Below are 18,557 nucleotides of genomic sequence, written 5' to 3'. Positions count from 1 at the left end.
CTTCACAAAGTTAGGTGTTATTTCATATATTAGTCGTTCAACAGAACTAATATAAGTTTTATTAACAGATAAGACGAAAATTTTTACGCAAAAAAAACAAATGAAAACAGAGTTAGTGATTGATTTAGAGGCGGAAAAGCAAGAGATTCTTAAAAGATATAGGGCATTACTGAGGGCAAGCAAATCTACCTTGCAAAAAGGAGATAAAAAAGAGATTCGAAAAGCTTTTGATATGGCATTGGAAAGCCATAAAGACATGCGTCGTAAATCTGGCGAGCCCTATATTTACCATCCAATTGCTGTGGCTCAAATTGCTGCAGAAGAAATTGGCTTAGGTACTACTTCAATTGTTTGTGCCCTGCTTCACGATGTGGTAGAAGATACTGACATTACTTTAGAAGATATTGAGCGTGAATTTGGCAAGAAAACCGCGAAAATTATTGATGGATTAACCAAAATTTCAGGCGTTTTCGATACTAATAGTTCTTTGCAGGCAGAGAATTTCCGTAAAATGTTGCTTACGCTGGCGGATGATGTTCGTGTGATTTTGATCAAACTTGCAGATCGTTTGCATAACATGCGCACCATGGATTTTATGCCTCGCCATAAGCAACTTAAAATCGCTTCGGAAACGATTTATTTATATGCGCCACTCGCCCATCGACTAGGTTTATACGCTATAAAATCAGAATTGGAAGATCTTTCGATGAAATATCTTGATCCTGATACCTATAAATTTATTGCTAAAAAACTAAACGAGAAAAAGGCAGAACGGGCATTATTCATCAAAAAATTTGTTGAGCCAATTGATGAAATTGTTCACGAACAGGGTTTGGTAGCTGATGTGTATGGCCGCCCAAAATCTATTCATTCGATCTGGAATAAGATGAAAAAGAAAAACATTCCTTTCGAGGAAGTTTATGATCTTTTTGCCATTAGAATTATTTTGGATAGCGCTTATGAAAACGAAAAAGCCGATTGTTGGAAAGCTTATTCGATTGTTACAGATTTATACCGCCCTAATCCCGATCGTTTACGCGATTGGGTTTCTTCTCCTAAAGGAAATGGTTATGAAAGTTTGCACACCACCGTAATGGGGCCTCGTGGGCAATGGGTAGAAGTTCAAATCCGTACGCAACGGATGAATGAAATTGCCGAAAAAGGTTTTGCAGCTCACTGGAAATACAAAGAATCGAGCAATGATAACGGTTTGGATCAATGGATTCAAAAAGTTAGAGAAATGCTCAATAATCCTGAAGCCAATGCTTTGGATTTTCTTGATGATTTTAAAATGAATCTGTTTTCGGATGAGATTTTCATCTTTACACCAAAAGGAGCATTAATTCAATTGCCTTTGGGTGCTACAGCTTTAGATTTTGCCTTTGAAATTCATACCGGCGTGGGCGCTACATGTATTGGAGCGAAGGTTAACCATAAATTAGTGCCAATTTCTTACAAGCTCCAAAATGGAGATCAGGTAGAGATTATCACTTCCAGTAAGCAGACACCGAAAGAAGACTGGCTGAATATTGTGGTTACGGCGAAGGCAAAGTCAAAAATTAAATCATCTTTAAAAGAAGAAAAACGCAAAATTGCTGATAACGGTAAGGAGATTTTAGAACGTAAACTGAAATCGTTGAAGATTACTTACAATACTGACAACTTGCAGAAACTGAGTTATTTCTTTAAACTGCCATCAACACAAGAGCTTTTTGTTAATGTGGCTTTAGGTAAAATTGAGCTTAAAGACATTAAGGAGTATTTAAATACGGAGAAAGAAGTAGAGAGCCGTGCACCAGAACGCCCTGAAAACCTATCTGTTGATGGGATCAAGAATAAAATTAAAGGCGGTGATTCTGATATTCTTTTGATTGGCGAAGACATGCAGCGTATTGATTATACTCTTGCTGCATGTTGCAATCCCATCCCTGGTGATGACGTTTTTGGCTTTATTACGGTTAGTGATGGCATAAAAATCCACAGGACAAATTGCCCGAATGCGGCACAACTGATGGCTAATTACGGCTACCGCGTGGTAAAAGCGAAGTGGAATAAACAGCAGGAATTAACTTTCTTAACGGGCTTGCGTATTGTTGGAATTGATGATGTGGGATTGATCAATAACATCACCAGGGTAATTTCAACAGATTTTAAGGTTAACATGAGATCAATTACGGTTGATACCAACGAAGGAATTTTTGACGGTTCTATTATGATTTTTGTAAATGATACCGAACATTTGGAGAACCTTATTCGGAACTTGTTAAAAGTGAAAGGCGTTACAGGAGTAACCCGGTTTGATGCATAGCCAATTGAGATTAAAGTTGAAAGGACTGAAGAATGCTTTAGCTATTTTAAAACATTAAGGTAAATGAAAACACTAATGTTTCTGCTCCTATTAGTTGCACTTGGGTGTAAGGAAAAAGCACTTAACAAATCTTCTCAGCAAAATAAAACTTCCTCGATTTTAAACACTTCTGAAAAAAATACGAAGGTAAAAACGGTACAATCATGGAATGATGAAACCAAAGTTATTGAAGAGAAAGATATTCTGTTAGGGAATCTCAATGGTAAATCAATTATTTTTGACCGCACTACTTATGATTATGGCGATGGGAATGCAACGATCTACATGGAGAATGGTAACAAAAAACTGGTTTTGTTTACTTATGATTACGATGGTTACCATGCGGGAGATATAAAGTTGGTACATCTAGTAAATCACCCTTTTGTTTACCTCACTTCTACGCATAGTCACGGTCATTTTCGGGGCAAACTTTATGCACTGGATTTAGCCGCTGGTAAAGCAAACTTGGTCGATGAAAGCAAAATAAGGCATTTAGCTGAAGATATAGGATCTTTTAAAAAACGAGACCTGGAATTTAGAAATGAGAATGGGCTGTTATTAGACAAATACAAAAATATTACCTCGGAAGATTACTATAGAAATAAGGAAGGCGAGAACTGCACTTACAAATGTTCTTTCAAATTAAAAAAAATAAAAAACAACACTTATGTTTTGGTATTGGTTAAAGGGAATATGATTTGTCGGTATTAATTTTAATACTTGCGCTTAGTTAGTGGGTCGTTTTATATCCTTAAAACACTTAAGCTTAGATCAGCCAAACTATTCTTACAACATTTCAACAATCTAAAAATTAAACAGTCAAACAATTTAACTACCTTTGAACGGAGTTTAAAAACTATGTCTGAACAAAATACAAATGAGCTCGTTCGCAAGATTTTTGAGGCTTATTTAGAGAACAAAAATCTACGCAAAACACCTGAGCGTTTCGCTATCCTGGAAGAAATATATTCCCGAAACGATCACTTTGATGTTGAAACCCTGTACATCCACATGAAAAATCAGAAGTATCGCGTAAGCCGTGCTACGGTTTATAACACGCTGGAATTATTGGTTTCGTGTGACCTGGTTACCAAACACCAGTTTGGTAAAAACATGGCGCAATTCGAAAAATCTTATGGCTATCGTCAACACGATCACGTGATTTGTATTGAGTGCGGAAAGGTAGTAGAATTTTGCGATCCCCGTATTCACCAAATTCAAACGATGGTGGGTGATCTTTTAAAATTTGACGTAAAACACCATTCGTTAAACCTTTATGGCTTTTGCTCAGATTGCAGCATGGCCAGAAAAGTAAATGAAACCGCCGGAGCGGCAAAACTTGAAGCAAATTAAATCAATCCACAAAATAAAACCAGATTAAATTTTTAATAATGACGCAAGTAGATGTACTTCTCGGCCTACAATGGGGCGACGAAGGAAAGGGAAAAATCGTTGATGTACTCAGTCCAAAATATGATCTTATTGCCCGTTTTCAGGGTGGCCCAAATGCCGGACATACTTTAGAGTTCGATGGCAAGAAATTCGTTTTAAATACTATCCCATCAGGAATTTTCAACGAAAAAACCATGAACCTTATTGGTAATGGCGTAGTTATCGATCCAATCATTTTAAAAAGAGAGCTAGATAATTTAAAAAAAGCTGGTCATGATCCAGTTGCTGAAGGCAAATTGGTGATTGCCCGTAAAGCACACTTAATTTTACCAACCCACCAATTATTGGATGCCGCTAACGAGGCTCGGATGGGCAAGAATAAAATCGGCTCGACATTAAAAGGCATCGGTCCAACTTATATGGATAAAACCGGCCGTAACGGTTTACGCGTTGGTGATACCACTCTTCCTGATTTTAAAGAGCGTTATACCAAGTTGGTAGAGAAACATACTGAAATCCTTTCGCATTATGAAGGTTTTGAATATGATTTGACTGAAAAAGAAGCCTCTTTCTTTGAAGCAATTGAATTCTTGAAAAGTATACCTCATGTAGATAGCGAGCATTTTGTTAATGGATACCTAAGAGAAGGAAAAGCGGTTTTGGCCGAAGGTGCGCAAGGTACCTTGTTAGATGTTGATTTCGGTTCATATCCGTTCGTAACTTCGAGCAATACTACCACTGCAGGTGCTTGTACAGGTTTAGGCATTGCGCCAAACAAAGTTGGTGCAGTTTACGGTATTTTCAAAGCATATTGTACGCGTGTTGGCGGCGGTCCTTTCCCAACCGAATTAGATAACGAAGTGGGTGAAAACCTTCGTGCTTTAGGTCACGAATTTGGTGCAACTACAGGCCGTGCCCGTCGTTGTGGCTGGATCGATCTTCCTGCATTAAAGTATGCGATCATGCTGAACGGTGTTACCGAATTAATTATGATGAAAGCCGATGTATTGGACACTTTCGATACAATTTACGCTTGTACCCATTACGAATATAATGGTGAAACCATCGATTACATGCCTTACGATATCATTTCAATTGAACCAAAACCGGTGTTGAAAGCAATTGAAGGTTGGGCTACAGATGTAACTAAAATTACTTCTGTTGAAGAAATTCCAGCGAAATTGAACGATTACATCGCATTCTTGGAAAAAGAATTAGAAGTGCCAATTAAGTTCCTTTCAGTAGGACCAGATAGAGCACAAACTTTAGAATTACGCTAGTAGGCTACTCATCTCGAGTGTAACGGAGAGATCGTTTCATTAGCTAACCATAAAAACATTAAAGCAATCCATTTTGGGTTGCTTTTTTTATTTGGAAAGCTCAGCAACCACTACTATTAACGTTACTCCCGCCAATGTTTCAAGTCCCGATTGAAAGCTGATTGGAAATTGAAAGAATGTGCAGCGGGAGCTTTCCTCTTATGTCGGGTTTAGTTACCTTTGCCGCAGCTTGAAAACCTCACAAACCAAATCTGATTTTAAACAAAAAGCTTTGCATTGGGCAAACCAATTCGAAGTTTGCTGCTTTTTAGATTCAAACCAATATTTAGATACTTATTCGGCATACGATTTTATTATCGCTGCTGGTGTTCAAAAAGAGTTACAACATTCTAGCAAAAATGCTTTTGAAGCATTGAAAGTGTTTTATGAAAAAGACAAACAATGGATGTTGGGTTTCTTCAGCTACGACCTTAAAAATGAAATTGAAGACCTTCAATCGAATAACATCGATCACTTAAATTTCCCAGATTTATACTTTTTTATCCCAAAGTATTTAATTGCCTGTAGAGACGGTAAAGCGAATGTTCTAATTGGATCCGATTCACTGTTAGATGAAATCAATAATTTTAATCTAACAGAAAAGGTTATAAAACAGCAGGTAAACATTAACCAAAGAATTAGCCGAAATCAATATACAGAAAGCGTCGAAAAACTCAAAAACCACATTCTTCGTGGCGACATCTACGAAGTCAATTTCTGTCAGGAGTTTTTTGCTGAGAATGCAGAAATTAACCCTGTGGAAACTTTCAGCCTTTTAAATGAGATTTCTCCTACTCCTTTTGCCGGATATTTCAAAGTGTACAATCAATATATCTTATCAGCTACACCAGAGCGTTTTCTTTGCAAACGGGGACCAAAGTTAATTTCGCAACCCATTAAAGGTACGGCGAGGAGAAGTGATAATCCAAGTGAAGACGAGAATATCAAAATCCAACTCAGAAACGACGTGAAGGAACAGTCAGAAAATGTGATGATTGTAGATTTGGTTCGCAACGATTTAACCAAATCAGCGGTTAAAGGTTCAGTAAGAGTGGAAGAGCTGTTCGGCATCTACAGTTTCCCACAGGTACATCAAATGGTTTCGACTATAAGTTGTCAGCTCGATCCTGAGGTTCATTTTATCGATGCCATCCGAAATGCTTTCCCAATGGGCTCAATGACTGGTGCACCCAAAGTTAAAGCCATGCAACTGATCGAACAATACGAGAAAACAAAAAGAGGAGTTTACTCAGGCTCATTTGGCTGTATCAGCCCTAATGGAGATTTCGACTTTAATGTAGTGATTAGAAGTATTCTGTATAATGCAGCTAACAAATACTTATCATTTCAGGTTGGCGGAGCAATAACTTACCAATGCGATCCTGAGAAAGAATACGAAGAATGTTTACTTAAGGCTAGTGCAATTTTGAAAGTACTAGGCCGTCGTTAGTCGTTAGTCGTTAGTCGTTAGTCGTTAGTCGTTAGTCGTTAGTCGTTAGTCGTTAGTCAAAAACAGCAGGCCAAATAACTTGTTTTCACCTCAATAAAAAAGGTGGAAATTTTGCTGAGCAAATCTTTCCACCTTTAACTTTTTACTTTATACTTTTTACTTTACACTTTATACTCTATTTCTTGTAATACTTCATTGCCTCTGGCAAATCCCTTTGTATTTGTGCAATACGAGATTGATCTGTAGGGTGAGTACTTAAAAATGCTGGTGGTTTTTGCGAACCTGCACTTGCTTGTGCCATTCTCTGCCAAAAACCGATCGCTGTACTAGGATTATAACCGGCCATTGCCATAAATGATAAACCCATTTTATCTGCTTCCAACTCTTGATTTCTACCGTATTTTAAAATAGTCAATTGTCCACCTATACCATAAGCCTGGTTAATATAATCTGCGTATTTTGAGTTAGAAGATGCAGCGCCGACTAATGCACCTCCTACTTGTGCTGCCTGCATTTGCGAAGCCCGCTCGGCCGAATGTTGAGCAATAGCATGTGCAACTTCATGACCCATTACGGTAGCCAAACCCGCTTCATCTTTCGTTACAGGTAAAATACCTGTGTAAACAGCAATTTTTCCCCCTGGCATACACCAGGCATTTATTTCTTTACTATCGATTAAATTATATTCCCATTTATAATTTTTAATCTGTTCGCCATAACCATTCTGGTTCATATATTGAGTTACGGCAGCAGCAATTTTTTGCCCAACACGCTTTACCATAGCGGCGTTGCTGTTGTTAGATGCAACTACTTTAGTTTGAGGATCACTTAACAATTGTTGATATCCTATTGCAGCTTGTTGTTGCAATGAACTATCGTCTACCAAACTAAGTCTGCTTCTACCAGTTAATGGAACTGTAGAACATGAATTAAATAATAGAATACCAGCAACACTTGCTGTTAAAAATAACTTTTTCATATTGAGAATTTAAATGATCAGTGATACTTGTTTTGCAAGCTGAATTAGTAAACAGCAAGACAACAAATATGTTTTGAGTGAATGTGTTTTTGTTAATTAACCAGTTTTTTTCTTAAACAAATACACTTTTGATTCTTTGCCTTTAAGCAATCTCTCGAGATTTTTTTGGTGGGTAACTAAAATCAAAATACATACAACCATTCCATATAACACTTCAGATTTTATAGAAACCTGAAACAAAAAAACGACACTTAATGGAAATGTAAAACCTGCACAAATGGAGCTTAAGGATACATATTTCGTTAATAATAGCACAACCACAAAAACCAGAACACAAAGCATAGATGCTTCGAAGTTAACTGCCAAAATCATTCCAAAAAGAGTAGCAACGCCTTTGCCCCCACGGAAACCGGCGAAAACAGGAAATAAATGCCCCATCACGGCTGTAACGCCTAGGGCAAGTTTGTAATTGATAAATACAACGGAGGTCTCTGGACCAGTAACGGACATACCTATGAGATAAGCTAAATTGGTAGCGGTGTAGCCTTTAGCAATATCAATAATCATTACGGCTATACCAGCTTTCTTACCCAACACCCTGAATGTGTTGGTAGCACCTGCATTTCCACTTCCATATTCCCTTACATCAACGCCATAAAACGCCTGACCGAGCCATACAGCAGTTGGTATTGATCCAAAAAGATAGGCAACTAATAATGCACTGAGAGAATAAACCGTAACCATAGCCTACAATGATACAAAAAATAAGCCTTCCATTTTATAGCAAATCATTTAGTATGCCTTTAAACTAATGTCTAAACTTTTAACAGAATGCGTAAGTGCACCTATTGATATAAAATCTACACCACAGGCTGCATATTCAGCAACGTTCTCTTCTGTAATTCCACCCGATGCTTCGGTGATAAACTTACCATCTATGAGTTTTATGGCAGCTCTTAAATTATCAAAGCTAAAATTATCCAACATGATACGATCAACACCACCAATGGCCAATACTGCAGACAATTCCTCAATATTCCTCACTTCGATCTCGATTTGTAGCGATTTTTGGTTGTCTTTAAGATATTGTTGAGCAGCTCCAATTGCATTTGAAATTCCGCCAGCATAATCCACATGGTTATCCTTAATCAAAATCATGTCGTACAAACCAATTCTATGGTTTACACCTCCACCAATCCTTACGGCCCATTTCTCCAGATAACGCAAACCAGGTGTCGTTTTACGTGTATCTAATATTTGAGTCTTCGTCCCTTTTAAAAGCGAAACAATGCGATTGGTTTTAGTTGCTATCCCGCTCATTCTTTGCATGCAATTTAATACCAAGCGTTCTGCAATGAGAATGGAATGTGTACTTCCTGCTACCGTTAGACCAATATCTCCGAATTTAACACTTGCTCCATCATTGATCAATACATCAACCTTTAAATCGGCATCTACCTCTTTAAAAATTTCTACTGCTAGTTCCATACCCGCTAAAATGCCATCTTCTTTGATAATCAATTTGGCCTTTCCTAATGTTCCGGCTGGAATAGTTGATAATGAAGTATGATCGCCATCGCCAACATCCTCAGCTAATGCATTTTTTATGAACTGGTGTATAAGTTGAATATCCAAAATACAGATTTTAAGGGGCAAAAATAAGAATTATTTTTTAGCAGACAATTTACTGACAGATTTAAACCGAAGCTGAATTTATTAATCAGTATCGAAAATCATCAATAGCTCTTCATTAGCTATAAGGCATTTTATAAAGTTCAGTCTAAAACGAAATAGTGATTGTCGGGATAAATAAAAAGCCTTGTTTTAAAAGGAAGCTAAAGAATTGATTAATCCTTAGCAGGTTCGATTCGTAATTCGGTAATTAAGAAGCTATTATTTAATTTCTTCATGGTTACTGAAACTCTAAAAGTTTCTTTTGAAGTGCTTAAAAGAATAACACCGAAACGGTAATTAGGATTAGTATTAATTTTGTGGAAAATACTTGTTTTTACTGGCGGATGTTTGATGAAAAAATCTCGTAATATTTGTTCTCCCTGTGCTTTTGAGTATACATCTTCATCATCAATAATGATAAGTTCGATAGTTGATGCGAAATTTTTTGCAATTTCTTTAGCGTTACTAGATTTAAAATACGAAGATAAATCATCAATAATATCAGCCTGAAAGGCTTTAGGACTAAATAATGATGATAAACTAATAATTAGAAAAAACAAGCTCCGGATCATTTCTGTATTTTATAATCTCGGTATAGCTAAAATTATGCCATTAGCTTATCAAAAAATGGATTACATAATTTGTATAAGCTTCAATAAAGTTATATTTGCCCTGATATCAAAACACTAAAACATGTTTTAAATGAAAATGTTTTATCAGTGTTCAATTAAATTTTAAAATTAATATGATAACTAATAAAAAACTTGCGCTTATAATTTTAGATGGCTGGGGTTACGGAAGAAAAGATAATTCGGATGCTGCCTATGCTGCCAATACTCCTTTTTTCGATTCATTAATTAAAAATTATCCCAACTCAAAACTTGAAGCTTCTGGTGAAGCGGTGGGTCTGCCAGCCGGACAAATGGGAAATTCGGAAGTAGGCCACATGAATTTAGGCGCAGGCAGAGTAGTTTATCAAGAACTTGGAAGAATTAATAAATCCATCGCAGATAGGGAATTACATGTTAACCCGATTTTATTAGCTGCTTTTGATTATGCAAAGCAAAATAATAAAGCTGTGCATTTCATTGGACTGGTTTCAAATGGCGGAGTTCATGCCCATATCGAACACTTAAAAGCTTTGTGTGATGCCGCAAATGAAGCACATGTTGAAAAAACTTTTGTCCATGCTTTCTTAGACGGAAGGGATACAGACCCAAATTCTGGTTTAGGTTTTATTAGCGATCTTCAAAATCACATCGAAAACACATCGGCTAAATTAGCTACCATGGTTGGTCGCTACTATGCAATGGACCGCGATAATCGTTGGGAACGTGTGAAACAAGCTTATGATGTAATCGTTAACGGTATTGGCGAAAGAACGCAAGATGCTTTGGCTACGATTAAAAAATCTTATCAGAATGGTGTAACAGATGAGTTTTTGCAACCAGTTGTACTTACCCAGGATAATGGCGAGCCAGTGGCCACCATTAAGAATGATGATGTGGTAATTTGCTTCAATTTCCGTACAGATAGAGGAAGAGAAATTACAACTGCGCTAACGCAAAAAGATTTTCCGGAGCAACACATGCATAAATTGCCATTGTATTATGTTACGATGACTACCTATGATGAAAGCTTTGAAAAAGTAAATGTTATTTTTACAAAAGACGATTTGACGAAAACGATCGGTGAAGTTTTAGCCGAAAACAATAAAAATCAAATTCGCATTGCTGAAACTGAAAAATATCCTCACGTAACTTTCTTTTTCTCTGGAGGAAGAGAAACTGAATTCGCTAACGAAAAACGTATTTTAATACCTTCTCCAAAAGTAGCAACTTACGATTTACAACCGGAGATGAGTGCTGCAGGAATTACCGAAGCCATTAATGCCGAGATGGAAACAGGTTGGCCAGACTTTATTTGCTTAAACTTCGCCAACCCTGACATGGTAGGCCATACAGGTGTTTTCGATGCCGTAGTAAAAGCGGTTGAAACTGCCGACAAGTGCGCAGAAATTGTAGTGCGCAAAGGAATGGAAAATGGCTACTCCTTCATCTTGTTAGCAGATCATGGAAATTCAGAATATATGGTAAATGGCGACGGTTCTGTTAATACTGCCCACACCACCAATCTTGTTCCTTGTATTTTAATCGACAGCGACTATAACACCATTGCTGATGGTAAATTAGGCGATATTGCTCCTACTGTTTTGAAAATTTTAGGTGTTCCAATTCCTGAAGAAATGACAGGAAATGTGTTAGTATAATGAATAGAAGAATTTATATTTTACTCCTTGCTGTTGCCTTTGTTTCTTGCAATGAAGAGAAAAAATCTAAAGCAAATACAAATTTGATGTACTTTGATTTGAAAGGATATTTCGAAAAAGAGGCTGTTCGTTTGCAGAAACTTAATCCGGTAGTGAACAAAACAGTATCAGTTAACGGCAAGCAAGAAAGTAAAAAAATTAAGATAGCAGACTGGAAGAAAGAATTTGCTGTGTTTATTAATGCTGATATTAACAAAGCTTCTTGGAGGGGAAGTTTTGATATTAGCGAGCAAAATGGCGTAGACTATTATACTTCAGATAGTAAGAAAATACCGATCAAGAGGGTTGCAATCAAATGGAACGGTGAGAGAGCAGGTCTAATAGAAGTTATCATCGCTAATAAAAACATCCTTTTTCAATCTAACGATACTTTACGCTATTATCCTGATAGCTTGTACGCGATCAAAAAACAGCAAAAAATAAAGCTGTTGAACACTAAGATTTATCAAATTATTGGGAAATTGAAATAAAAAAAACAGGCTTTGAAATTTCAAAGCCTGTTTTTTTTTGTCTTTATTTTAATGAAGCAATTTGCGCTTTATCATAGGCAACCCAATCAATGATATCCTTCCGTAGCGGCTGCATAGTTAGCACTTTTTGAAAATCTGCAATTGAATTGTTAAACAGCGCAACACATGCAGTTTTCTCATCTTTCCGTTTTGCCTTATACGATCTAAAAATTGCATAGTCTTTATAAGCTAAAGCACGATTTTGAAACATTTGCGTATCCTCATCGCCATTAATTTCAATGGCCTTGGTAAAATCTTTAATTGCAGCGGTATAAAAATTTTCACGCATGGTGTTTAATGATTCCTTTGGGTCGTTCGCTATATTTAACCTTGCTTTTCCACGATAGTAGTATGCAGAAACTTCTGATGGTTTTACTGTAATTAAACGACTGTATGTTTCAATACATTTTTCATATTGAGCATTTTGAAAATATGAATAGCCTAACATCTGCAAAATTTTAGCATTCTCTGGCGTTTTAGCATCGGCTTTCTCCAGTTGGGTAACGGCAGTTTTATAATCTCCTTTAATCATTGCCTGCATGCTCCGCTCGTAATTGTTTTGTGCAAAACTGCTGGTAGATGATAATATGATTAATCCTGAAAATTGCGTGTCTAAAATAGTTCATGTAACGAATAATATGTTTTTGTAATTCTACCGCCAAAAAAGACGAAATTTGTTGCAATATAATCCTATTCTGATAATTTAAAAGTTTTTTAATTTTTGGAAATAAAAAAGTTCTATATTAAACAATAGCTTAAACGTTAAAAACTTCATAATATGATATTGGCCGAAACAATATATTACTCTGCCTTTTTAACATAAGATTAATGGTATTTCTACTTTGGCACAAGAGTTGGAAATATTAGTTGAATAACATAAATAAACAAAGTGAAGACGATTGAACTGCCAGTTTGTCGTTAGAGGAAAAGTGATAATGAGTAAAGAAGATATATTTGATTTCCATAATGCCATGCCGATAATAAATGAGGATACAGAGTTTTTTCCCTTAATGTCTCAACAAGACGAGGAGGAAATGAACAACGAGGAAACACCTGAAACCCTGGCGATTTTGCCATTGAGAAATACTGTTTTATTCCCTGGAGTGGTAATTCCGATTACCGTTGGAAGAGACAAATCAATAAAATTAATTAAAGAAGCTTACAAAGGAAACAAGATTATTGGAGTAGTTTCTCAAAAGGATGTTTCGATAGAAGATCCAACTTTTGAGCAACTTAACACCGTTGGTACAGTAGCAAACATTATAAAGTTACTGCAAATGCCTGATGGCAATACCACCGTAATTATCCAGGGTAAGCAGCGTTTTAGCCTAATTGAAGAGGTGCAAAACGAACCTTATATTAAGGCTATAGTTAAAAAATTCGAAGAGCAAAAACACAAAGCCGATAAGGAGTTTAAAACCTTAATTGCTTCTATTCGCGAAATGTCAGCTCAAATTATTCAGCTGTCGCCAAATATTCCAAGTGAGGCGAGTATCGCACTTAAAAACATCGAAAGCAATTCATTTTTGATCAATTTCATTTCTTCAAATATGAATGCCGAAATGGCCGATAAGCAAAAAATCCTTGAAATGGACAAATTGCAGGAACGGGCGCAGAAAGTAATGGAGCTTTTGATGGTAGAACTACAGATGTTGGAATTGAGAAACCAAATTCAATCCAAAGTCCGTACTGATCTTGACAAACAACAACGCGATTACTTCTTAAATCAACAGCTAAAAACAATTCAGGAAGAATTAGGTGGAAACTCTGCCGATTTAGAATTTGATGCCCTTCAGGAAAAAGCCAAAAAGAAAAAATGGGGACAACCTGTTGCTGATCATTTCGATAAAGAATTAGATAAACTGGGAAGAATGAATCCGGCAGCGCCAGATTATTCTGTTCAGCTCAATTACCTGGAATTGCTTTTAGATTTACCTTGGAGTGAATTTACCAAAGACAATTTCGATTTAAAACGTGCCCAACGGATTTTAGATAAAGATCATTTCGGTCTGGAAAAAGTAAAGCAACGTATTGTTGAATATTTAGCAGTTTTGAAGCTAAAACGCGATATGAAAGCGCCGATCCTTTGTTTAGTTGGCCCTCCGGGAGTTGGTAAAACATCTTTAGGAAAATCAATTGCCAAAGCATTGGGGCGTAAATATGTTCGTATGGCTTTGGGCGGTATTCGCGATGAAGCTGAAATTCGTGGTCACCGCAAAACTTACATCGGTGCCATGCCAGGGCGTATTATTTCATCAATCAAAAAAGCGGGCGCAGATAACCCTGTGTTTGTATTGGATGAGATTGATAAGGTTGGAACTGACCACCGTGGCGATCCATCATCAGCTTTGCTGGAAGTGTTGGATCCAGAACAGAATAACGCTTTCTATGACCATTACGTTGAGGTAGATTACGATTTATCAAATATTTTATTCATCGCTACCGCAAACTCACTAAGTACTATACAGCCAGCTTTGCTAGATCGTATGGAGATTATCGAGGTGAATGGCTACACGATTGAAGAAAAAATTGAGATTGCCAAAAAATACCTTTTGCCTAAGCAAAAGGAAAACCACGGTTTGCAAAACAAGGATATTAATCTAAAACCTGCTTTGATTGAAAAAGTAATTGAAGATTATACTCGTGAATCTGGAGTACGTGGTTTGGAGAAAAAAATTGGCTCCCTGGTTCGTGGTGTAGCTACCAAGCTTGCAATGGAAGAAGAGTATAATGTTACGCTAACGAATGACGACGTTGAACGTATTTTAGGCGCACCTATTTACGATAAAGATTTATACGAAGGCAATGAAGTTGCTGGTGTAGTTACAGGCTTGGCCTGGACAAGTGTTGGTGGCGATATTTTATTTATCGAATCGAGCTTGAGTCCTGGTAAAGGCAAGTTAACTTTAACCGGTAATTTAGGCGATGTGATGAAAGAATCAGCAGTGATTGCACTAGCCTATTTACGTGCTCATGCTGCAGAATTTGGCATCGATTACACTTTATTTGATAACTGGGATGTTCACGTTCACGTACCCGCCGGTGCTACGCCAAAAGATGGCCCATCAGCTGGCATTACCATGCTTACTGCTTTAACATCGGCATTTACACAAAGAAAGGTTAAGCAACATTTAGCCATGACCGGAGAGATTACCCTACGTGGTAAAGTACTTCCGGTTGGCGGAATTAAAGAGAAAATCCTTGCGGCAAAAAGGGCGAATATCAAAGAAATTATTCTTTGTAAAAGCAACCGTAAAGATATTTTAGAAATCAAGGAAAGCTATATCAAAGACCTTAAATTTCATTACGTAACAGAAATGAGTGAGGTGATTGAATTGGCGCTAACAAAAAACAAAGTTAAAAAGCCATTGGATTTGAGCATTAAAGTAGCTCCAATAGTCAACTAAATTGTAATCTTTTAGCTGATTGATCAATAATCCAATAACTATAAATACATTTATAGCCCCGATAAAGTATCGGGGCTTTTTTATGAAATCACTTTTCACCACCCTACTTCTTGGTTTAATTTCTTTAGGCTGTTTTGCACAATCATTTAAAAATGAGTTTGGTTTTAAAACTGAAAATGATGCGTATTTAGCCACTCTAAATGATCGTTACTATACCAATGGCCTGTTCATCTATTTTCGCAGAGCGATAGATCCTGCTAAGTTTTCTGAAAAAGTGGAGAAGAAAACCTATGAAATTTCAGCCGGACAAAAAATGTATACCCCTTACTGGGGTCAGGTAGCTAAGAAGGAAGATCAAGATAGACCTTTTGCTGGCTATTTATACGCTGGAGGCACTTATTCAATCTTTTATAAAAATGAAAGTGTATTGGAAACGAGCCTAGAACTCGGTGCCGTTGGACCAAACTTTCTGGCCAAAGAAGCACAAGAATTCTTGCATAAAACAGTAGGCTTTTATTCGGCCGACTGGATGGGAATATCAAATTAAAAATGTAATTAGCGGTTAATTTAGCAGCCAACTATAGTAAACTTCTAATTCGATCTAATGATAATGTGGTAGATTTAAGCGGAACCGGCTATGCAAAACCTGGGAACAACTTTTTCTGGCCTGGGTGCTTCAGTCTTGTTTAGAGCGGGCAGATTAAACCGAGCTCTTCGAACAGTGCTTACCACAATGCAGTAATTGGAAATTCAAAAACTGCGGCTTTAAATAAATCAGAGTTTTTCTTCTACTTAAAGCCACAGTTAAATGTAGTTGCTTACGATGCAACCATACAAGGAAGTTTATTTAATGACGATAGTCCTTTAACATTTGGAGTAAAACCAATAGTTTTTGAACAACAATTTGGCGTAAATTATAGTTCAAAAAGATTCACCATTGATTTTAATATCATCTTTAAAACCAAAGAAGTTAAAAGTATAGCCAAAGCACAAAATTATGGCGGCTTAAGTTTGTATTATAGATTTGGGAAGATTTAATTACTCAAAATTTGGCTTTTTTCTTAATTGTTTTTTATCACCATTTACCGATTTATTTTTCAATCGCTTTTGGATAACTGCCTTTGGAATTTTCGTAGGCTTTCTTTTTTTCTGAATTTGAAGAGACCGTTTAAGCAGATCGATCAGTTTAGCAATGGTTTTCTCTTTATTAAGCAGCTGACTTCGGTCTTCTTGCGAAACAATATGCAATAAGCCATCATTGTCCATTCGGTTATCAAGTCGCGATTTTAAAAGCACCTTTTCCTCTTCATTAAAAAAAGTGGCATTTTCCAAATCAAAGATTAATTCGACTTTACTGGAAACTTTATTAACGTTTTGCCCACCCTTTCCCCCACTTCTGGAGGTTTTGAAGGTAACTGACTTTAAAATTTCTTCTCGTGTGGGTAACATCATGCAAAAGTATAAAGAATAGTAATCTAAAAAAAGCAACTAAATCCACCGCTTTTTTTACCTTTGCAAACAGAATGAAAAAGAACTTGGTTATAGCTATTGATGGCTACTCATCTTGCGGAAAAAGCACTTTAGCAAAAGCATTGGCTAAAAATTAGGTTTTATTTATGTAGATAGTGGTGCGATGTATCGGGCTGTAACGCTGTATTTCGGAAGGAATGAAATTGATATTTATAATGACGAAGCCGTTACTGATGCGCTACAACACATCGAATTAAATTTCCATCTCGTGATTATGAATCACACATTATCTCTGAACGGAGAAGAAGTTTCTGATGAGATTCGTTTGATGCCTGTTTCTGAAAATGTGAGCGAAGTTTCTGCTCATAAAATTGTTCGCCATGAAATGGTTAAGCAACAACAACGCACTGGGCAAATCGAAAAATATTGTAATGGACGGGCGTGATATCGGTACCACCGTTTTTCCAAACGCACCCTTAAAGTTCTTCATGACAGCTGATCCCAAAATTAGAGCAGAGCGCAGGTTTAAAGAACTGGAAAGCAAGGGCAATAATCAAACCACTTTAGAAGAAGTGTTTGAAAACCTTGCACATCGAGATTATGCTGATACCACACGCAAAGGAAAGCCCCCTGGTTAGGGCCGATGACGCTATAATTTTAGACAATACCAATTTAACACAAGAAGAACAATTGGCTTTTGCACTGGAAAAAGTTGAACCATTGCTTCCTAATTGATATTAAATTTATTCAGTTGGTTTAAATTTCATATTTTTAGCTGCTAACCATTAAGCTACTATGAAATTAAAACAATATTCTTCTGTACTATTTTTCCTGTTTGCTGTCATCTCTTTTAATGCTTCTGCACAAAAGGGCTGGATTAACCTTTTCAATGGAAAAGATTTAAAAGATTGGAACATTAAAATTGCCAAACACGATTACAAGGATAATTATGCAAATACATTTCGGGTAAAAAATGGCTTAATGACCGTAGGTTATGAAGGCTACAAAGAATTTGACAAACAGTACGGTCACATTTTTTACAAAAAACCATTTTCCTACTACTTATTAAGGGTTACCTACCGTTTTGTTGGCGATCAAGCCAAAGGTGGTGAGGGCTGGGCAACAGAGAAACAGCGGTGCCATGCTGCATTGTCAGGATCCAGCTACGATGTTAAAAGATCAGGATTTTCCTATTTCTATAGAAGCACAGATTTTAGGTGGTGATGGAGAACATACACGCCACACCAGCAATGTGTGCACGCCCGGAACCCTAATAAATTACGATGGCAAATTGTTTACAGGCCATTGCATGGATTCTAAATCGAAAACTTATGCTGGAGACCAGTGGGTAACCGCAGATTTTTTAGTACTTGGCGATTCAGTAGTTAAACACATTATAGCTGGAGAAGTTGTATTGGAATATACAAAACCACAAGTGGGAGGCGGAAGTGTAACTAACTTCGATCCTAAAGTTAAGATAGATGGCACCCCATTAAAATCTGGTTACATTTCCCTTCAAAGCGAAAGCCATCCGATTGAATTTAAAACAGTGAAACTTTTCGATTTAGCTCCATACGCTAAAAACCAGGCAAAACTTGATCAATTAATTGATAAAATCCTTAAAGAATAACAACACTTATCCCCTATTGTTATGAATGATTGAAATGCTATTGCTAACCGT

General features: G+C 36.8%; 20 protein-coding genes. 14 read left to right on the top strand and 6 right to left on the bottom strand.

Annotation, left to right across the window (positions count from 1 at the left end):
- Positions 1–100: 100 nt before the first annotated feature.
- From ACZZZC_RS07885 to ACZZZC_RS07865, 5 genes are all read left to right on the top strand, one after another.
- A complete protein-coding gene (locus ACZZZC_RS07885) occupies positions 101–2,308 on the top strand; it encodes a RelA/SpoT family protein (RefSeq protein WP_056851414.1) in 2,208 nt (735 codons plus the stop codon).
- 63 nt (positions 2,309–2,371) lie between these two features.
- Entirely contained in the window at positions 2,372–3,058 is a 687-nt protein-coding gene (locus ACZZZC_RS07880) for a hypothetical protein (RefSeq protein ID WP_463485567.1), read from the top strand.
- A 147-nt stretch (positions 3,059–3,205) separates the two neighbouring features.
- Positions 3,206–3,700: a Fur family transcriptional regulator gene (locus ACZZZC_RS07875; RefSeq protein WP_056851415.1), complete on the top strand. Its 495-nt coding sequence runs from the start codon at positions 3,206–3,208 to the stop codon at positions 3,698–3,700.
- A gap of 38 nt (positions 3,701–3,738) precedes the next feature.
- Positions 3,739–5,019, top strand: a complete 1,281-nt coding sequence (locus ACZZZC_RS07870; protein ID WP_463485566.1) for an adenylosuccinate synthase — start codon at positions 3,739–3,741, stop codon at positions 5,017–5,019.
- Positions 5,020–5,248: 229 nt separating this feature from the next.
- Positions 5,249–6,508: an anthranilate synthase component I family protein gene (locus ACZZZC_RS07865; protein ID WP_463485565.1), complete on the top strand. Its 1,260-nt coding sequence runs from the start codon at positions 5,249–5,251 to the stop codon at positions 6,506–6,508.
- A 175-nt stretch (positions 6,509–6,683) separates the two neighbouring features.
- Here ACZZZC_RS07865 and ACZZZC_RS07860 read toward each other — a convergent pair whose 3' ends face one another.
- From ACZZZC_RS07860 to ACZZZC_RS07845, 4 genes are all read right to left on the bottom strand, one after another.
- Complete coding sequence (locus ACZZZC_RS07860) at positions 6,684–7,487, bottom strand: M48 family metallopeptidase (protein WP_463485564.1); 804 nt, start codon at positions 7,485–7,487, stop codon at positions 6,684–6,686.
- A 96-nt stretch (positions 7,488–7,583) separates the two neighbouring features.
- Entirely contained in the window at positions 7,584–8,231 is a 648-nt protein-coding gene (plsY, locus tag ACZZZC_RS07855) for a glycerol-3-phosphate 1-O-acyltransferase PlsY (protein ID WP_463485563.1), read from the bottom strand.
- Positions 8,232–8,279: 48 nt separating this feature from the next.
- Positions 8,280–9,122, bottom strand: a complete 843-nt coding sequence (nadC, locus tag ACZZZC_RS07850; protein ID WP_463485562.1) for a carboxylating nicotinate-nucleotide diphosphorylase — start codon at positions 9,120–9,122, stop codon at positions 8,280–8,282.
- Positions 9,123–9,334: 212 nt separating this feature from the next.
- Positions 9,335–9,721 (bottom strand): DUF4783 domain-containing protein, encoded by a 387-nt coding sequence (locus ACZZZC_RS07845; protein ID WP_463485561.1) that lies wholly within the window; start codon positions 9,719–9,721, stop codon positions 9,335–9,337.
- 185 nt (positions 9,722–9,906) lie between these two features.
- On the opposite strand from ACZZZC_RS07845, the gene gpmI reads away from it, so the two are divergent.
- Both gpmI and ACZZZC_RS07835 read left to right on the top strand, forming a co-directional pair.
- The gene (gene gpmI, locus ACZZZC_RS07840) at positions 9,907–11,430 is read left to right on the top strand and encodes a 2,3-bisphosphoglycerate-independent phosphoglycerate mutase (RefSeq protein WP_463485560.1); all 1,524 of its coding nucleotides are present in this window, start codon (positions 9,907–9,909) and stop codon (positions 11,428–11,430) included.
- Complete coding sequence (locus ACZZZC_RS07835) at positions 11,430–11,960, top strand: hypothetical protein (protein WP_463485559.1); 531 nt, start codon at positions 11,430–11,432, stop codon at positions 11,958–11,960. Before gpmI ends, ACZZZC_RS07835 begins: the two co-directional genes overlap by 1 nt.
- A gap of 43 nt (positions 11,961–12,003) precedes the next feature.
- Here ACZZZC_RS07835 and ACZZZC_RS07830 read toward each other — a convergent pair whose 3' ends face one another.
- Entirely contained in the window at positions 12,004–12,540 is a 537-nt protein-coding gene (locus tag ACZZZC_RS07830; RefSeq protein WP_463486891.1) for a tetratricopeptide repeat protein, read from the bottom strand.
- 394 nt (positions 12,541–12,934) lie between these two features.
- Between ACZZZC_RS07830 and lon the strand changes: the two genes are divergently transcribed.
- The 3 genes from lon to ACZZZC_RS07815 all read left to right on the top strand — a co-directional run bounded on the left by lon (position 12,935) and on the right by ACZZZC_RS07815 (position 16,444).
- The gene (lon, locus tag ACZZZC_RS07825; RefSeq protein WP_463486890.1) at positions 12,935–15,406 is read left to right on the top strand and encodes an endopeptidase La; all 2,472 of its coding nucleotides are present in this window, start codon (positions 12,935–12,937) and stop codon (positions 15,404–15,406) included.
- Between the two features lie 82 nt (positions 15,407–15,488).
- On the top strand, positions 15,489–15,953 hold the full coding sequence (locus tag ACZZZC_RS07820; RefSeq protein ID WP_463486889.1) for a lipid A-modifier LpxR family protein: 465 nt from the start codon (positions 15,489–15,491) through the stop codon (positions 15,951–15,953).
- A 152-nt stretch (positions 15,954–16,105) separates the two neighbouring features.
- Entirely contained in the window at positions 16,106–16,444 is a 339-nt protein-coding gene (locus ACZZZC_RS07815) for a lipid A-modifier LpxR family protein (RefSeq protein WP_463488230.1), read from the top strand.
- Here ACZZZC_RS07815 and arfB read toward each other — a convergent pair whose 3' ends face one another.
- Complete coding sequence (gene arfB, locus ACZZZC_RS07810; RefSeq protein WP_463485556.1) at positions 16,445–16,858, bottom strand: alternative ribosome rescue aminoacyl-tRNA hydrolase ArfB; 414 nt, start codon at positions 16,856–16,858, stop codon at positions 16,445–16,447. It lies immediately after the preceding gene.
- Between the two features lie 181 nt (positions 16,859–17,039).
- Here arfB and ACZZZC_RS07805 point away from each other — a divergent pair, with 181 nt between their 5' ends.
- From ACZZZC_RS07805 to ACZZZC_RS07790, 4 genes are all read left to right on the top strand, one after another.
- Positions 17,040–17,321: a (d)CMP kinase gene (locus ACZZZC_RS07805; RefSeq protein WP_463486888.1), complete on the top strand. Its 282-nt coding sequence runs from the start codon at positions 17,040–17,042 to the stop codon at positions 17,319–17,321.
- Positions 17,308–17,514: a (d)CMP kinase gene (locus ACZZZC_RS07800; protein ID WP_463486887.1), complete on the top strand. Its 207-nt coding sequence runs from the start codon at positions 17,308–17,310 to the stop codon at positions 17,512–17,514. The genes ACZZZC_RS07805 and ACZZZC_RS07800 overlap by 14 nt, the downstream gene beginning before the upstream one ends.
- Positions 17,515–17,671: 157 nt before the next feature.
- Positions 17,672–18,100: a 3-keto-alpha-glucoside-1,2-lyase-like domain-containing protein gene (locus ACZZZC_RS07795; protein WP_463486886.1), complete on the top strand. Its 429-nt coding sequence runs from the start codon at positions 17,672–17,674 to the stop codon at positions 18,098–18,100.
- Positions 18,045–18,506, top strand: a complete 462-nt coding sequence (locus ACZZZC_RS07790; protein ID WP_463486885.1) for a 3-keto-disaccharide hydrolase — start codon at positions 18,045–18,047, stop codon at positions 18,504–18,506. The genes ACZZZC_RS07795 and ACZZZC_RS07790 overlap by 56 nt, the downstream gene beginning before the upstream one ends.
- Positions 18,507–18,557: the final 51 nt, after the last annotated feature.

The sequence above is a fragment of the Pedobacter sp. AC212 genome (genome assembly GCF_979258625.1).
Note: the sequence above shows the minus strand (reverse complement) of the source record. Positions and strands in the feature narration are given on the sequence as shown.

Excerpts from the sequence above, each read along its gene's own strand:
- ACZZZC_RS07885 (WP_056851414.1), top strand. The coding sequence starts at position 101 with ATGAAAACAGAGTTAGTGATTGATTTAGAGGCGGAAAAGCAAGAGATT.
- ACZZZC_RS07805 (WP_463486888.1), top strand. The coding sequence starts at position 17,040 with ATGTATCGGGCTGTAACGCTGTATTTCGGAAGGAATGAAATTGATATT.
- ACZZZC_RS07835 (WP_463485559.1), top strand. The coding sequence starts at position 11,430 with ATGAATAGAAGAATTTATATTTTACTCCTTGCTGTTGCCTTTGTTTCT.
- plsY (WP_463485563.1), bottom strand. The coding sequence starts at position 8,231 with ATGGTTACGGTTTATTCTCTCAGTGCATTATTAGTTGCCTATCTTTTT.
- arfB (WP_463485556.1), bottom strand. The coding sequence starts at position 16,858 with ATGATGTTACCCACACGAGAAGAAATTTTAAAGTCAGTTACCTTCAAA.
- ACZZZC_RS07820 (WP_463486889.1), top strand. The coding sequence starts at position 15,489 with ATGAAATCACTTTTCACCACCCTACTTCTTGGTTTAATTTCTTTAGGC.
- ACZZZC_RS07800 (WP_463486887.1), top strand. The coding sequence starts at position 17,308 with ATGGACGGGCGTGATATCGGTACCACCGTTTTTCCAAACGCACCCTTA.
- lon (WP_463486890.1), top strand. The coding sequence starts at position 12,935 with ATGAGTAAAGAAGATATATTTGATTTCCATAATGCCATGCCGATAATA.
- ACZZZC_RS07795 (WP_463486886.1), top strand. The coding sequence starts at position 17,672 with ATGAAATTAAAACAATATTCTTCTGTACTATTTTTCCTGTTTGCTGTC.
- ACZZZC_RS07860 (WP_463485564.1), bottom strand. The coding sequence starts at position 7,487 with ATGAAAAAGTTATTTTTAACAGCAAGTGTTGCTGGTATTCTATTATTT.
- ACZZZC_RS07870 (WP_463485566.1), top strand. The coding sequence starts at position 3,739 with ATGACGCAAGTAGATGTACTTCTCGGCCTACAATGGGGCGACGAAGGA.
- ACZZZC_RS07790 (WP_463486885.1), top strand. The coding sequence starts at position 18,045 with ATGTTAAAAGATCAGGATTTTCCTATTTCTATAGAAGCACAGATTTTA.
- ACZZZC_RS07880 (WP_463485567.1), top strand. The coding sequence starts at position 2,372 with ATGAAAACACTAATGTTTCTGCTCCTATTAGTTGCACTTGGGTGTAAG.
- ACZZZC_RS07830 (WP_463486891.1), bottom strand. The coding sequence starts at position 12,540 with ATGCAGGCAATGATTAAAGGAGATTATAAAACTGCCGTTACCCAACTG.
- gpmI (WP_463485560.1), top strand. The coding sequence starts at position 9,907 with ATGATAACTAATAAAAAACTTGCGCTTATAATTTTAGATGGCTGGGGT.
- ACZZZC_RS07875 (WP_056851415.1), top strand. The coding sequence starts at position 3,206 with ATGTCTGAACAAAATACAAATGAGCTCGTTCGCAAGATTTTTGAGGCT.